Raw genomic sequence first — 13,840 nt, 5'->3', positions numbered from 1 at the left:
CACGGTAAGCGACTACCTGGCGGCAACCAGGTTCGGTGCGGGACGGTTCGCCGTGGGGCTCCGGGTCCGCGACTGCCGGCACGCCGTCGGCGACAAGCGCGACGGGGCGCGGCCCGTCTGGTTCTACGGCCTGACCGACCGCTCGTGGGCGTGCGTGATGTTCCGCGACGACGACACGGCGCGCGTATGGCAGTCGGGCCCCCGCCGTCTCTGGGACGAGGCGGAGACCGCCTGCCGATGGTGGGCGGCACACGGGCGTCCGGGCTTCACGCGCTTCGGCCTGACCGTGGACGAGGACGGCCAGCGGGTGTGGTGGGACGATCCACAGGACGCCTGGTCGCTCTGGAGACAGCCGCGCTGCCCCGGAGGCACTTCCGGCTCCGGGACAGCGGCGAGGGCGCGCGGCGTACCGCCGACTCGGGTCGTGCACCGTGACCCTCGGTTCAGTGCGCCGAGGGCCCGTCGGCCGCCTCGATCTCCTCCTCCGTAGGCGGCACCGCCGGCCGCAGCTTCATCCAGCCCAGGAAGAACAGTCCCAGGACGAGCATGCCGAGCCCCGTCCACAGGTTGATGTTGATGCCCTCGGCCTTCTTCAGGTCGGCATCGGAGGCGGTGATGCCGGCGATGGTGACGATCACGCCGTAGACGACGAACAGGCCGCCGATGATGCGCCGGATGTCGAAGAGCCGGGCCGCGGTCGCGGACGTGCGCTCCAGCTCGGAGACTTCTTTCTGCAGGTCGGACATGGGAGTTCGGGCCTCCGATCAGAGGGAGTAGGGCAGGTAGCAGGCGGCAGCGAGGACGATCGCGCCCCAGCCGAGGAGCGCCGGCTTGCGGTACCAGGCGTCGTCGCCCTTCGCGGGCGGCTCCGGCAGGCCGGGCGCCGTCGTGCCGTACACCAGGCCCGCCAGCTCGGCCTCCGGCTTGGGGGTGGTGAAGAGCGTGACCACGACCATGACCACGGCACCGGCGACGAAGCCGACGATCGCGGAGACGAAGTTGGCGCCCTGGTCGGTGGGGATGGAGATGATGCCCTGCTTGTAGATCCAGAAGTAGTTGACCATCGCGGCCGTGGTGCCGGCGACCAGGCCCCATACGCCGGACTTCATGGAGGCGCGCTTCCAGAACATGCCGATGATGAAGACCACGAACATCGGGACGTTGAAGAAGGAGAACAGGGTCTGGAGGTAGCTCATGATGTTCGAGAAGGAGGAGGCGATGAAGGCCGTGCCGATCGAGGCGAGCACGCCGATCGCGGTGATGAGGCGGCCGAACTTCAGGTAGTAGCCGTCGGGCTTGCCGGTCTTCACGTACTTGGCCCAGATGTCGTACGTGAAGACGGTGTTGAAGGACGAGACGTTGGCGGCCATGCCCGCCATGAAGGCGGCGAGCAGACCGGTCACCGCGATGCCGAGGACGCCGTTGGGCAGCAGTTCCTGCATCAGGTACGGGATCGCGTCGTTGTACGTCAGATCCGAGCCGGCCGTGCCGATCTTCGGGACGAGGACGGCGGCGACCAGGCCCGGGATCATCACCAGGAAGACGATGAACATCTTCGGGAAGGCGCCGATCAGCGGGGTGCGCTGGGCGGCGGAGAGGTTCTTCGCGGACAGGGCGCGCTGGACCTCGGCGAAGTTCGTCGTCCAGTAGCCGAAGGAGAGTACGAAGCCCAGGCCGAGGATGATCGTCAGCCAGTTCGCGCCGAGCGGGTTGGGGTCACCGATGCCCGTACCGCCCCAGGCGGTGAGGAAGTTGTGGCCGTGCGAGGACTCCAGGGAGTCGCTCAGGCCGCCCCAGCCGCCGACGCGCTTGAGGCCTATGACGCAGAGGGGTATCAGCGCGGCGAGGATGACGAAGAACTGGAGCACTTCGTTGTAGATCGCCGAGGACAGTCCGCCGATGGTGATGTACGCGAGGACGAACAGGCCCGCGACGACGATCGCCACCCACTGCGGCCAGCCCAGCAGCGCCTCGACGACGATCGACAGGGCGTAGAGGTTCACGCCCGCGATGAGTATCGCGGCGAAGGCGAACAGCACCGAGCTGAGGAGATGCGCGGACCTGTCGAACCGCTGGAGCAGGAATTCGGGGACCGAGCGGACCTTGGAGCGGTAGTAGAACGGCATCATGACCAGGCCCAGGAAGACCATGGCCGGGATGGCGCCGATCCAGTACCAGTGCACCACCGCGACGCCGTACTGGGCGCCGGTGGCGGCCATTCCGAGGATCTCGGTGGCGCCGAGGTTGGCGGCGACGAACGCGAGACCGGTCACCCAGGCGGGCAGCGACCGGCCGGAGAGAAAGAAGTCCAGGCTCGTCTTCACGCTGCGCCGGGCCGCGAATCCGATGCCGAGGACGACGATGAAGTAGAGGGCCAGGAGCGTGTAGTCGAGCCCGTTGGTGGGGAGCCGGAGGCCTTCGGCCAGGGTGGTCATGGGGGCACTCGCTTCTTCGGGAGCGATCTGAACGCACAGAAAGCTACGCGCGAGCTTTCAGAAACTGAACACTTTTGTTGATTTTATTTGTTGGATCGTGATCGAGCTGGACGCTTTCGCCCGGTATGGGCATGTGGCCGGTCCCGGCAATCCCGGCGTTGACGTCGCTGTTTAGTTGTGCTTCATTGTGTTTGTTTGTGTTTGGTCGACGCGGTGATGCGGTGAGGAGCTCCCGGTGAAGAAGACGACGACCCGGCTCGCGGACGGCCGGGAGTTGATCTACTACGACGCACGCGACGACGCCGTACGCGACGCGGACGACCGCCGCCCCCTCGACCCGGTCTCCACCGCCTCCGAAATCCGCCACGACCGCCTCCTCGGCGACCGCGTCGCCATCGCCTCGCACCGCCAGGGCCGCACCTACCACCCCCCGGCCGACGAGTGCCCGCTGTGCCCCTCCCGCGAGGGCCGGCACTCCGAGATCCCCGAAGCCGACTACGACGTCGCCGTCTTCGAGAACCGCTTCCCCTCCCTCGCCGGGGACAGCGGCCGCTGCGAGGTCGTCTGCTTCACCCCCGACCACGACGCCTCCTTCGCCGACCTCACCGAAGAACAGGCCGCCCTGGTCCTCGAAGCCTGGACCGACCGCACCGCCGAGCTGTCCCAACTCCCCGGCGTGCAGCAGGTGTTCTGCTTCGAGAACCGCGGCGCCGAGATCGGCGTCACCCTCGCCCACCCGCACGGCCAGATCTACGCCTACCCCTTCGTCACCCCCCGCACCGAGCGGATGCTGCGCTCCCTCGCCGCCCACCGCGAGGCCACCGGCGGCGGCAACCTCTTCGACGCCGTCGTGGCCGACGAGCGCGCCGACGGAAGCCGCATCGTCCTCGAGGGCGAGCACTGGCTGGCCTTCGTCCCGTACGCCGCCCACTGGCCCTACGAGGTGCACCTCTACCCCAAGCGCCGCGTCCCCGACCTGCTCGCCCTCGACGAGGCGGCCCGCACAGAGTTCCCACAGCTCTACCTGGAAGTCTTGCGGCGGTTCGACCGGATCTTCGGGCCGGACGCGCCCCCGACGCCGTACATCGCCGCCTGGCACCAGGCGCCGCTGCACGCCCCGGACCGCGCGGAATTCGCACTTCACCTCGAGCTTTTCACCATTCGCCGGACTTCCGGCAAGCTGAAGTTCCTCGCGGGTTCCGAATCCGGCATGAACGTGTTCATCAACGATGTGCCGCCGGAGGCCGCGGCCGAGCGACTGCGAGAGGTAGCGAGCAAGCCATGAGCAAGCCTGTGTCGTCCAAGTACCTGGTGACGGGTGGAGCCGGATACGTCGGAAGCGTGGTGGCCCAGCACCTGCTGGAGGCCGGCCATGCCGTGACGGTCCTCGACAACCTCTCCACCGGCTTCCGGGCCGGCGTCCCCGCGGGCGCCGAATTCATCGAGGGCGACATCCGCGACGCCGCCAAATGGCTCGACGCCTCGTACGACGCCGTGCTGCACTTCGCCGCGTTCTCGCAGGTCGGCGAGTCCGTCGTCAAGCCCGAGAAGTACTGGGACAACAACGTCGGCGGCACCATGGAGCTGCTGGCCGCCATGCGCACGGCGGGCGTCCGCAAGCTCGTCTTCTCGTCCACCGCGGCGACCTACGGCGAGCCCGAGCAGATCCCGATCGTGGAGTCCGCCCCGACCGCCCCGACCAACCCCTACGGCGCCAGCAAGCTCGCCGTCGACCACATGATCAGCGGCGAGGCCGCCGCCCACGGCCTGGCCGCCGTCTCGCTGCGCTACTTCAACGTCGCCGGCGCCTACGGCAGCTGCGGCGAGCGCCACCAGCCCGAATCGCACCTGATCCCGCTGGTCCTCCAGGTCGCCCAGGGCAAGCGCGAGGCGATCTCCGTCTTCGGCGACGACTACCCCACCCCCGACGGCACCTGCATCCGCGACTACATCCACGTCGCCGACCTCGCCGACGCCCACCTCCTCGCCCTCGATGCGGCCACCGCCGGCGAGCACCTGATCTGCAACCTCGGCAACGGCAACGGCTTCTCCGTCCGCGAGGTCGTCGAGACCGTCCGCAAGGTCACCGGGCACCCGATCCCCGAGGTCATCGCCCCCCGCCGCGGCGGCGACCCCGCCGTCCTGGTGGCGTCCGCCCGGACCGCCGTCGACCGGCTCGGCTGGCGCCCCCGCCGTGCCGACCTCGCCGGCATCGTCGCCGACGCCTGGCAGTTCGCCCAGCAGCTCGACGCCCGGCAGCCGGAGAGGACGAAGGAGTCCTGATGAGTGATCACGAAGCCGCGACCCGGACGGCCGAGGCATTCCACGCCGTGTACGGCGCCGCCCCGGCCGGCGTCTGGGCCGCCCCCGGCCGGGTCAACCTGATCGGTGAACACACCGACTACAACGACGGCTTCGTGATGCCGCTGGCCCTCCCGCACACCACCGTCGCCGCCGCCTCGGCCCGCCCGGACGGCGTACTGCGCCTGCACTCCGGCGGCGCCGACGGAGGCGTCGTCGAGCTGGTCATCGACGACCTGCGGCCGGGCCCCGTGGCGACCGCCGGCTGGGCCGCGTACCCGGCGGGCATCCTCTGGGCGATGCGGGAGGCCGGGCTGCCGGTGGGCGGCGCCGATCTGCACTACGAGAGCACTGTGCCCACCGGCGCGGGCCTGTCCTCCTCCGCCGCCCTGGAGGTCGTCACCGCCCTCGCCCTCAACGACCTCTACGGCCTGGGCCTCGACCTCCAGCGTCTGGCCCGGCTCGCCCAGCGCGCCGAGAACGCCTTCGTCGGCGTGCCCTGCGGGATCATGGACCAGACCGCCGCCGCCTGCTGCACCGACGGCCACGCCCTGTTCCTGGACACCCGGGACCTCACCCGGCGTCAAGTACCGTTCGATTTGGCGGGGGAAGGGCTCCGGCTCCTCGTCGTGGACACCTGCGTCAAACACGAACTGGGAGACGGCGCATACGCGGCGCGGCGCGCCGGCTGCGAGCGTGGCGCGCGGGCGCTCGGTGTGCGCGCCCTGCGCGATGTGCCGTACGCGCATCTGCCCGAGGCGTTGGACAGGCTCGCCGACGACCCCGTCGTCCGGGGCCTCGTACGCCACATCGTCACCGAGAACCACCGCGTCGAAGAGGTCATCGCCCGCCTCGACGCCGGCGAGACCCGCGCGATCGGCCCGCTGCTGACCGCCGGACACGCCTCGCTCCGCGACGACTTCAGGATCTCCTGCGCCGAGCTGGACCTCGCGGTCGACACGGCGGTCGCGGCGGGCGCGGTCGGGGCCCGGATGACCGGCGGCGGCTTCGGCGGCTCGGCCGTCGTCCTCGTCGAGGAAGGCGACGAGAAGGCGGTCACCACCGCCGTCACCGACGCATTTGAGGCGGCCGGATTCGTACCCCCGCGCGTCTTCACCGCGGTGCCCAGCGCGGGCGCCCGTCGCCTGGTGTAACGGGGGCGGCCCACCGGCGGCCATGGCAAAACGGCCACGAGGCCGCCGCACATCTTCCACCGGACCGTCGCAAAAACGCCCGGCGGTACGGACCAGTTCGGCCATTCGGCTTCCCTGGCCGCGTCCTGTCCGTACTCTGAGATCAGCACCGGTGGGGGCCGGTGCGGATCAGGGGGCGAGACCGTCGGGTACGGCGCCCGGGGTGGGGTAGTCATGGCGGGACGGCGGCGGCCGTGCGGCCGAGGCGATCTTCAATCCGGGCGTCGTGCCCGCTATGGTCCGTTCACCGAGACAGGGGGTCTCCGTGCAACGCATCCGGGTTCTGGTGGTCGACGACCACCGCATCTTCGCCGAATCCCTGGCGGCCGCGCTCGCGGCGGAACAGGACGTGGACGTGGCGGCGGCGGGCAGCGCGCCGGCGGCCCTGCGCAATCTGGAACGGGCGGCCGCCGAGGGCCGCCGCTTCGACGTGCTGCTCGCCGACGCCGAACTGGCCGCCGTCGCGCCGCTGGCAGCGGTGCCGCCGCAGCCGTCCGCCGCTCAGCAGGGCGCGCCGCGCGCCGCGGCCTCGGCCGGTATCGCGCTCGTCTCCGGCCTGCGCAACAGCCACCCGTATCTGCGGACGGTCGTCCTCGCCGAGCGCGACGACCCGCGCCGCGCGGCCGCCGCCCTCCAGGCCGGCGCCTCGGGCTGGGTCGCCAAGGACTGCTCGCTCTCCCGGCTGCTCGCCGTCATCCGCGGCGTACTGCGCGATGAAACGCATCTGCCGCCCGCCCTGCTGACCGGCGTCCTGCGCGAGCTGACGGCGGCCCGCAAGCACCGCAGCGAGAGCGAGCGGCTGGTGGAGTCGCTGACGCCGCGCGAGCGCGAGGTGCTGCGCTGCATGGTCGCGGGCCTGGGCCGCAAGGCGGTCGCCGAGCGGCTGTTCCTCTCCCCGCACACCGTCCGTACGCATATGCAGAACGTCCTGGGCAAGCTCGGGGTGCACTCCACCCTCGCGGCGGTGGCGCTGGCCCGCCGGGCCGGAGTGGGCCCGGCGGAGGTCGGGGCGGCGCCGGCAGCGGCCGCCGCCCCGGTGGGCGCCGGTTAGGGCGCCCCGGGTTCGGTCAGTACGGCCACGCCCCGCCCCGGCAGCGTGATCCGGTCCGCGGGCGGCGGGGCGGCCCCCGATGCCGTGCCCACCGCCGCCAGCACATCCGTCATCGGCGCGGGCAGCGCGACCTCGACGGCCTCGGCCCGGTGATTGAGCAGGAACGTGAACCGCCCGTACCGCCCCTCCGGATCCACGCGGACCGTCGCCTGCACACCGGCCGGCAGCCCCGGCAGTACGGGCGCGACCCCGGCCGCCTCCCGGACGTCGTCCAGCAGGGCCCGCAGCAGCCCCGGCGCGAGGCGCGTACCGAGGTACCAGGCCGTGCCCCGCCCGTACACATGCCGGGTCACCGCGGGCCGCCCGGCCAGCTCCCCGTCCGTGAAGTACGCGAGCGCCTCCGCCCCTTCGAGGTCGATGGTCTCCGACCACAGGTCCGCCGACCCCGTATGGCGCCCGCCGCCGACCGGCACCGTACGGCCCGCGTCCAGCGGCCAGAACTCCTCCACCCGCAGCCCCAGCAGCTCCCGCAGCGGCGCCGGATAGCCCCCGGGATGCACCCGGTCGTGCTCGTCGACGATCCCGGAGAAGAACGACACCACCAGATGCCCGCCGCCCCGTACATAGGCGGCCAGCCGCTCGGCGTCCCGCTCCGTCAGCAGATACAGATTGGGGACGACCACCAGCCGGTAGCCGGACAGCTCGCGCTGCGGCGGCACCACATCGCACGCCACCCCCGCCTCGAAGAACGGCCGGTAGTGCTCCAGCGCGATCCGGGAGTGGTCGAGCGCGGTGGACGGCTTGGAGTCGACCTCCAGCGCCCACCAGCTGTGCCAGTCCGCCAGCAGCGCCACCTCGGCCGTCGACCGCATGCCCGCGATCTCCGGAAGCGATGCGAACTCCCGCCCCAGCCCCTGCACTTCGCGGAAGACGCGGGTGTCCGTCCCGCCGTGCGGCAGCATCGCCGAGTGGAACTTCTCCGCCCCGCCCAGCGACTGCCGCCACTGGAAGAACAGCACCGCATCCGCACCCTGCGCGACCGCCTGCCAGCTCCACAGCCGCATCGCGCCCGGCGGCTTGGGGCCGTTGCGGGGCCGCCAGTTGACCGCGCCGGGCGCCTGCTCCAGCAGCAGCCACGGCTGCCCGGACCGGGCGGAGCGCATCAGGTCGAAGACGTACCCCGCCCGGATGTGGTCATCGGCCGCATACGGATCCTGATAGAAGTCCAGCGCCATCGCATCCATGTGCGCGGACCAGGCGAACGCGTCGACGGGCTTGTGCTGCGGCATCAGATTCGTGGTCACCGGCACGCCGGGCGTGAGGCGCGCCAGCACCTCCTTCTCGGCCAGATAGCACTCCCGCAGCGCCGCATCGCCGAACCGCAGATAGTCCAGCTGCTGGGCGGGGTTGGGGAAGGTGGGCGCGGTGCGCGGCGGCAGCACCTCGTCGAAATCCCCGTACGCCTGCGACCAGAACGCCGTCGACCAGGCATCGTTCAGCGCCTCGACGCTCTCGTACCGCTCCCTCAGCCAGCCCCGGAAGTGCTCGGCCGACACCTCGCAGAAGCACTGCCGGGTGTGGCACCCGTACTCGTTGCCCACATGCCACATGGCCAGCGCCGGGTGGCCGGCGTAGCGGGCGGCGAGCTGCTCGACGAGGCGTACGGCGTGCGCGCGGTAGACGGGGCTGGAGGGGCAGTAGTGCTGCCGGCCGCCGGGCCAGCGGCGCTGCCCGTCGGGGCCCTCGGGCAGGATCTCCGGGTGCGCGCGGGAGAGCCAGGGCGGGGGAGAGGCGGTCATCGTCGCCAGGCACACCGCGATCTCCGCGCTCGCGAGGCCGTCCATCACCCTGTCGAACCAGCCGAAGTCCCATTGCCCGGACCGGGGTTCGACCTTGGCCCAGGAGAAGATCCCGGCGGTGACCATGGTGACATGGGCCGCCTTCATCAGCTTCAGGTCCTCGGCCCACACCTCCTCGGGCCACTGCTCGGGGTTGTAGTCGCCGCCGAAGTGAATGCCGCCCATCGGACCCCCAGGGTCGAAGTTCAGATCCTCGCTGTCCCGCTTCAACTTGAGTTCTTGTACACGCTCCAGCCGCCGTCGACGACGAGGCTCGCCCCGGTGACGAAGGATGCCTCCGGGGAGAGCAGGAACGCGATGGCCGCCGCGACCTCTTCGGGCCGCCCCAGCCGCCGCGCCGCCGTCTCCGCGGCGCTGGCCCGCCGCTCCTCCTCGCCGATCCCGTCCCACGCGGCGGTCAGCACCGGCCCCGGCAGCACGCTGTTGACCCGCACCTCGGGCCCGTACTCCACGGCCAGCTGCCGCCCGAGCCCGGTCAGCCCGGCCTTGGACGCGGCGTATGCGGGGCGCCCCGGCAGCCCGACCAGCGCGTGGACGGACGAGGTCAGCACCACCGCTCCGTGCCGCCGGTGCAGATCGTCCAGCGCGGCGCGCACGCCGAGGAAGGAACCCGTGAGGTTGACCGCCAGCTGCCGCTCCCAGTCGGCGAGCGGGGTGCGGTCGGCGGCCGCCATATAGGGCAGGAAGGCGTTGCTGACCAGCCCGTCGACCGGCCCGTAACGCTGCCGCGCCGCCTCCACCGCCCGCCGCCAGTCGTCCTCCTCCGCCACATCGCAGTGCTCGTACGAGGCCTGGCCGCCGGCTGTCCGGATGCGCCGCGCGGTGTGCTCGCCGCGCGCGTCGTCGATGTCCAGCAGCAGTACGGCGGCCCCTTCGGCCGCCAGCCGGTCGGCGGTCGCCGCCCCGATCCCGGCCGCGGCGCCGGTCACCAGGACCGTACGGCCCGCGAACCGCCTGCCGTACGGGCCGCCGTGGCCGCCGTTCGCCGGGTGCGGTGCGCGCTGCTGGCTCATGGCGCGATCCAAGCCGACGGGGGAGCGGCGGGCAAGGGGACGTCGTACGAGTGGGGGCGCGCCCGTCACCCCGGAGAGGGCGCCTGCCCTGCGCGGGGACCGTGGGTTTGTCCCCGCCGGGTTCCGTCAGCCCGGAATATTGTCGAAAGGCCCCGTCAACCTGCGCAGCAGACCGGCCAATTCATGGCGCTGCTGGCGGGAGAGCTCGGCGAGGATGGCGCGCTCCTGGGCCAGCAGCCCGGCGAGCGACTGATCGGCCTTGTCGCGGCCCTCGGCGGTCAGCCTGACCAGGACTCCGCGCCGGTCGCTGGGGTCGGGCAGCCGCTCGACGAGGTCTTTCTTGGCGAGCCGGTCGATGCGGTTGGTCATCGTGCCGGAGGTGACCAGCGTCTGCGTCAGCAGGGCGCCGGGCGAGAGCTGATAGGGCGCACCGGCCCGCCGCAGGGCGGTCAGTACATCGAACTCCCAGGGCTCCAGCCCCACCTCGGAGAAGGCGATCCGGCGGGCCCGGTCGAGGTGTCTGGCCAGCCTGGACACCCGACTGAGGACCTCCAGCGGTTCCACGTCGAGGTCCGGGCGCTCGCGGCGCCATGCTGCGACCAGTCGGTCGACCTCGTCCTCCATGACGATCAGTGTAAAGGGTCCCTCGACATGAAGTCTCTTGACGTCAAGATATATTTGGGTGGACTATTGGGCATCGTCGGCGGGAAGCTCGCTTCACCAGTGTTGGCCAAAACCAACCGTTCGTGAGCTTCAGAGTCAGCCCTGTACCAGCGAAGGGGTTTCGAACATGCACGACGCACCAACCTGGGATCCGCAGCAGTATCTCCACCACTCCGGGCACCGCACCCGCCCGTTCCACGACCTGCTCAACCGCATACCCGAACTGCCCCGGCACGCGGGCCCCACGCGCATCGCCGACCTCGGATGCGGTCCCGGGAACGTCACCGTCCAGCTGGCCGACCGCTGGCCCGACGCCCACATCACCGGCTTCGACAACTCCCCCGAGATGCTGAGCGAAGCCAAGACCTACGCCGGCCCCACGCCCGGCGGCGGCCTCCTCGACTTCGCCCCCGCCGACGCCGCCGACTGGACCCCCGACGAGCAGTACGACCTGATCGTCTCCAACGCGGCACTCCAATGGGTCCCCAATCACCCCGAGTCCTTCCCCCGCTGGATCGACGCCCTCGCCCCCGGCGGCACCCTCGCCTTCCAGGTCCCCGGCAACTTCACCTCACCCAGCCACGCCCTCCTGGGCGAGCTGTGCGACGCCCCCCCATGGCGCGACCGCCTCACCACCCACGGCCGCCGCTTCATCCACATCCTCGAACCGGCGGGATACCTCGGCCGCCTCACCGACCTCGGCTGCACCGCAGACGTCTGGGAAACCACCTACGTCCAGCTCCTCCAGGGCGACGACCCCGTCCTGGACTGGGTCAAGGGCACCGCCCTGCGCCCCGTCCTGACGGCCCTCGAGGACGACCCCGCCGCCCGCGACGCCTTCCTCGCCGAATTCCGCGACCTCCTCCGCCAGGCCTACCCCACCGGCCCCCACGGCACGGTCTTCCCGTTCCGCCGCATCTTCGCCGTCGCCCACAAGCCACCGCACTGAGCCTCCGGAGACGACCCGCCGTGATCACCGGCCTCGACCACATCCAGCTCGCCGCACTCCCCGGCACCGAGGACGCCCTGCGCGCGTACTACGTCGGCACCCTCGGCATGGCGGAGGCCCCCAAACCCCCGTCGCTCGCCACTCGTGGCGGATGGTGGTTCGAGGCCGGCACGGCCCGCCTCCACCTGGGCATCGACCCCGACCACCAGCCCTCGAAGAAGTCCCACCCCGGCATCCGGGTCACCCGCATCGACGCCTTCGCCGCCCGCCTCACCGCGGCCGGCGCCCCCGTCACCTGGGACGACGACCTGCCGGGCCACCGACGCTTCTACTCGACCGATCCGGCGGGCAACCGGCTGGAGTTCCTGGAGGCGGTGGGCTGACGCGGTGTCCGCGCACCTCCGGCGCAGCGAACGCACCGAACGCACCGAACGCACTCAGTACTTGCGGTGCCCTATCAGCCGAGGCTTCGCCTCCAGGCCGTCCAGGCCGTGCCACGCCAGATTCACCAGGTGGGCCGCGACCTCGGCCTTCTTCGGCTTGCGGACGTTCAGCCACCACTGGCCGGTCAGCGCCACCATGCCGACCAGGGCCTGCGCGTAGAGGGGAGCCAGCTTGGGGTCGAAGCCGCGGGCCTTGAACTCCAGGCCGAGGATGTCTTCCACCTGGGTGGCGATATCGCTGATCAGGGACGCGAAGGTGCCGGTGGACTGGGCGACGGGGGAATCGCGGACGAGGATGCGGAAGCCGTCCGTGTACGTCTCGATGTAGTCGAGGAGGGCGAACGCGGCCTGTTCGAGGAGTTCGCGGGGATGGCCGGCGGTCAGTGCGCCGGTCACCATGTCGAGCAGCTGGCGCATCTCGCGGTCCACGACCACCGCGTACAGCCCCTCCTTGCCGCCGAAGTGCTCGTAGACGACCGGCTTGGACACGCCCGCCTTCGCCGCGATCTCCTCGACGGAGGTGCCCTCGAAGCCGCGCTCGGCGAAGAGCGTGCGACCGATGTCCAGCAGCTGCTCACGGCGCTCGGCGCCGGTCATGCGGACCCTGCGGGTCCGCCGGGTACCTGTACCGGAGGGAGTCTTGCCCTTGCCGTTGCTCACGCTGCTGCCGTCGATCGCCACCCGTCAATCATGCCTCCCCCGGCTACCGCTGGGAGGTACCCCCATGGCGGCCCGCCTGTTCCGAGCGCCGGGCGTCGATCCGGGAAGCGTTCGGCCAGCGGACGTCGTACGCCCAGCCCGCCTTCTCGAACCAGCGGATGAGACGGGCGCTGGAGTCCAGCTGCCCCTTCAGCACACCGTGGCGGGCGCTGGTCGGGTCCGCGTGGTGGAGGTTGTGCCAGGACTCGCCGCAGGACAGCACCGCCAGCCACCACACGTTGCCGGAGCGGTCCCGGGACTTGAACGGGCGCTTGCCGACCGCATGGCAGATGGAGTTGATCGACCACGTGACGTGGTGCAGCAGCGCCACGCGGACGAGCGAGCCCCAGAAGAGCGCCGTGAGGGCGCCCTGCCAGGACCAGGTGACCAGCCCGCCGACCAGCGGCGGGAGGAGAAGCGACACCGTCGTCCAGAGAACGAACTGGCGGGAGATCGTGCGGATCGCGGGGTCTTTGATCAGGTCGGGGGCGTACTTGTGCTGCGGCGTCTGCTCCTCGTCGAACATCCAGCCGACGTGCGCCCACCACAGGCCCTTCAGCAGGGCGGGGACGGTTTCGCCGTAACGCCACGGCGAGTGCGGGTCACCCTCGGCGTCGGAGAACTTGTGGTGCTTGCGGTGATCGGCGACCCACCGGACCAGCGGGCCCTCCACGGCCAGCGAACCCATGATCGCCAAGGCGATGCGCAGCGGACGCTTCGCCTTGAAGGCGCCATGGGTGAAGTAACGGTGGAAGCCGATCGTGATGCCATGGCAGCCGATGTAGTACATCGCCGTCATCAGGCCGAGATCCAGCCAGCTCACCCCCCAGCCCCACGCCAGCGGCACCGCGGCCAGCAGCGCCACGAACGGAACGGCGATGAAGAGCAGCAGCGTGATCTGCTCGAGCGAACGCTTGCTGTCGCCGCCCAGCGTCGCCGACGGCAGCGGCGAATCGGTGGAAATCGGTGACTCTTCGACGGCTTCTGGACCAGCGGTCATGTGATGTCCCTCGGGCGGGGGTCTCGGGGGTCTCGGTGACTCGGGGAGCAAGATCACTCCCGGAGTGGAGCGCCGTAACGGCTACGGGACCGTAACCTACGGGCTCGTAAGTATGGCAGTGACGCCGTCCCCGGCAAGGCCGTGACAGGGCCCACACCCCCACTCACCGCATACGCTGCCCAGCAATCGGACGGTGTGATCCGCCGATTTCGGGGAGACCTATCCTGGGGGCGT

Annotated in this window: 13 protein-coding genes and 1 pseudogene; 7 read left to right on the top strand and 7 right to left on the bottom strand. The window is 71.0% G+C overall.

Features of this window, described 5'->3' with window-relative positions; translation table 11 throughout:
- Nucleotides 1–28: 28 nt before the first annotated feature.
- Nucleotides 29–343: pseudogene (locus ACIGWZ_RS20330) on the top strand (protein-L-isoaspartate(D-aspartate) O-methyltransferase); the annotation flags it as partial.
- 100 nt (nt 344–443) lie between these two features.
- On the opposite strand, the gene ACIGWZ_RS20325 reads toward ACIGWZ_RS20330, so the two are convergent.
- A complete protein-coding gene (locus ACIGWZ_RS20325; protein WP_400066533.1) occupies nt 444–746 on the bottom strand; it encodes a hypothetical protein in 303 nt (100 codons plus the stop codon).
- Between the two features lie 18 nt (nt 747–764).
- Complete coding sequence (locus ACIGWZ_RS20320) at nt 765–2,435, bottom strand: sodium:solute symporter family protein (RefSeq protein WP_400066531.1); 1,671 nt, start codon at nt 2,433–2,435, stop codon at nt 765–767.
- Between the two features lie 235 nt (nt 2,436–2,670).
- Between ACIGWZ_RS20320 and galT the strand changes: the two genes are divergently transcribed.
- The 4 genes from galT to ACIGWZ_RS20300 all read left to right on the top strand — a co-directional run bounded on the left by galT (nt 2,671) and on the right by ACIGWZ_RS20300 (nt 6,980).
- The gene (gene galT / locus ACIGWZ_RS20315; protein WP_400066529.1) at nt 2,671–3,720 is read left to right on the top strand and encodes a galactose-1-phosphate uridylyltransferase; all 1,050 of its coding nucleotides are present in this window, start codon (nt 2,671–2,673) and stop codon (nt 3,718–3,720) included.
- Between the two features lie 8 nt (nt 3,721–3,728).
- A complete protein-coding gene (gene galE, locus ACIGWZ_RS20310; protein ID WP_400067235.1) occupies nt 3,729–4,718 on the top strand; it encodes a UDP-glucose 4-epimerase GalE in 990 nt (329 codons plus the stop codon).
- Nucleotides 4,718–5,890 (top strand): galactokinase, encoded by a 1,173-nt coding sequence (gene galK / locus ACIGWZ_RS20305; RefSeq protein ID WP_400066527.1) that lies wholly within the window; start codon nt 4,718–4,720, stop codon nt 5,888–5,890. The genes galE and galK overlap by 1 nt, the downstream gene beginning before the upstream one ends.
- 304 nt (nt 5,891–6,194) lie before the next feature.
- Nucleotides 6,195–6,980: a response regulator transcription factor gene (locus ACIGWZ_RS20300; protein WP_400066526.1), complete on the top strand. Its 786-nt coding sequence runs from the start codon at nt 6,195–6,197 to the stop codon at nt 6,978–6,980.
- Here the strand turns inward: ACIGWZ_RS20300 and ACIGWZ_RS20295 are convergent.
- From ACIGWZ_RS20295 to ACIGWZ_RS20285, 3 genes are all read right to left on the bottom strand, one after another.
- Nucleotides 6,977–9,004 carry a beta-galactosidase gene (locus ACIGWZ_RS20295; RefSeq protein ID WP_400067233.1) on the bottom strand — a complete coding sequence of 676 codons (2,028 nt, stop codon included), beginning with the start codon at nt 9,002–9,004 and terminating at the stop codon, nt 6,977–6,979. The genes ACIGWZ_RS20300 and ACIGWZ_RS20295 overlap by 4 nt on opposite strands.
- A 41-nt stretch (nt 9,005–9,045) precedes the next feature.
- The gene (locus ACIGWZ_RS20290; protein WP_400066524.1) at nt 9,046–9,852 is read right to left on the bottom strand and encodes an SDR family NAD(P)-dependent oxidoreductase; all 807 of its coding nucleotides are present in this window, start codon (nt 9,850–9,852) and stop codon (nt 9,046–9,048) included.
- A gap of 126 nt (nt 9,853–9,978) precedes the next feature.
- Nucleotides 9,979–10,476 (bottom strand): MarR family transcriptional regulator, encoded by a 498-nt coding sequence (locus ACIGWZ_RS20285; protein WP_362705066.1) that lies wholly within the window; start codon nt 10,474–10,476, stop codon nt 9,979–9,981.
- Between the two features lie 166 nt (nt 10,477–10,642).
- Here ACIGWZ_RS20285 and ACIGWZ_RS20280 point away from each other — a divergent pair, with 166 nt between their 5' ends.
- Both ACIGWZ_RS20280 and ACIGWZ_RS20275 read left to right on the top strand, forming a co-directional pair.
- Nucleotides 10,643–11,464, top strand: coding sequence for a trans-aconitate 2-methyltransferase (locus ACIGWZ_RS20280; protein WP_400066523.1), 822 nt, complete (start codon nt 10,643–10,645; stop codon nt 11,462–11,464).
- 20 nt (nt 11,465–11,484) lie between these two features.
- Nucleotides 11,485–11,847: a VOC family protein gene (locus ACIGWZ_RS20275; protein ID WP_400066521.1), complete on the top strand. Its 363-nt coding sequence runs from the start codon at nt 11,485–11,487 to the stop codon at nt 11,845–11,847.
- A 54-nt stretch (nt 11,848–11,901) separates the two neighbouring features.
- On the opposite strand, the gene ACIGWZ_RS20270 is transcribed toward ACIGWZ_RS20275, so the two are convergent.
- Nucleotides 11,902–12,588: a TetR family transcriptional regulator gene (locus tag ACIGWZ_RS20270; protein WP_400066520.1), complete on the bottom strand. Its 687-nt coding sequence runs from the start codon at nt 12,586–12,588 to the stop codon at nt 11,902–11,904.
- Nucleotides 12,589–12,610: 22 nt separating this feature from the next.
- Complete coding sequence (locus ACIGWZ_RS20265; RefSeq protein ID WP_400066518.1) at nt 12,611–13,606, bottom strand: acyl-CoA desaturase; 996 nt, start codon at nt 13,604–13,606, stop codon at nt 12,611–12,613.
- Between the last annotated feature and the right edge of the window lie 234 nt (nt 13,607–13,840).

Source organism: Streptomyces sp. NPDC053427 (assembly GCF_044544985.1).
Taxonomy (GTDB): Bacteria; Actinomycetota; Actinomycetes; order Streptomycetales; family Streptomycetaceae; genus Streptomyces.
The sequence above is the reverse complement of the archived record's forward strand: the minus strand, read 5'-3'. Positions and strand labels throughout refer to the sequence as shown.

Bases quoted from the DNA above. Each gene is read 5' to 3' on its own strand.
- ACIGWZ_RS20325 (WP_400066533.1), bottom strand. From the start codon at position 746: ATGTCCGACCTGCAGAAAGAAGTCTCCGAGCTGGAGCGCACGTCCGCG.
- ACIGWZ_RS20320 (WP_400066531.1), bottom strand. From the start codon at position 2,435: ATGACCACCCTGGCCGAAGGCCTCCGGCTCCCCACCAACGGGCTCGAC.
- galK (WP_400066527.1), top strand. From the start codon at position 4,718: ATGAGTGATCACGAAGCCGCGACCCGGACGGCCGAGGCATTCCACGCC.
- ACIGWZ_RS20295 (WP_400067233.1), bottom strand. From the start codon at position 9,004: ATGGGCGGCATTCACTTCGGCGGCGACTACAACCCCGAGCAGTGGCCC.
- ACIGWZ_RS20290 (WP_400066524.1), bottom strand. From the start codon at position 9,852: ATGAGCCAGCAGCGCGCACCGCACCCGGCGAACGGCGGCCACGGCGGC.
- ACIGWZ_RS20285 (WP_362705066.1), bottom strand. From the start codon at position 10,476: ATGGAGGACGAGGTCGACCGACTGGTCGCAGCATGGCGCCGCGAGCGC.
- ACIGWZ_RS20280 (WP_400066523.1), top strand. From the start codon at position 10,643: ATGCACGACGCACCAACCTGGGATCCGCAGCAGTATCTCCACCACTCC.
- ACIGWZ_RS20265 (WP_400066518.1), bottom strand. From the start codon at position 13,606: ATGACCGCTGGTCCAGAAGCCGTCGAAGAGTCACCGATTTCCACCGAT.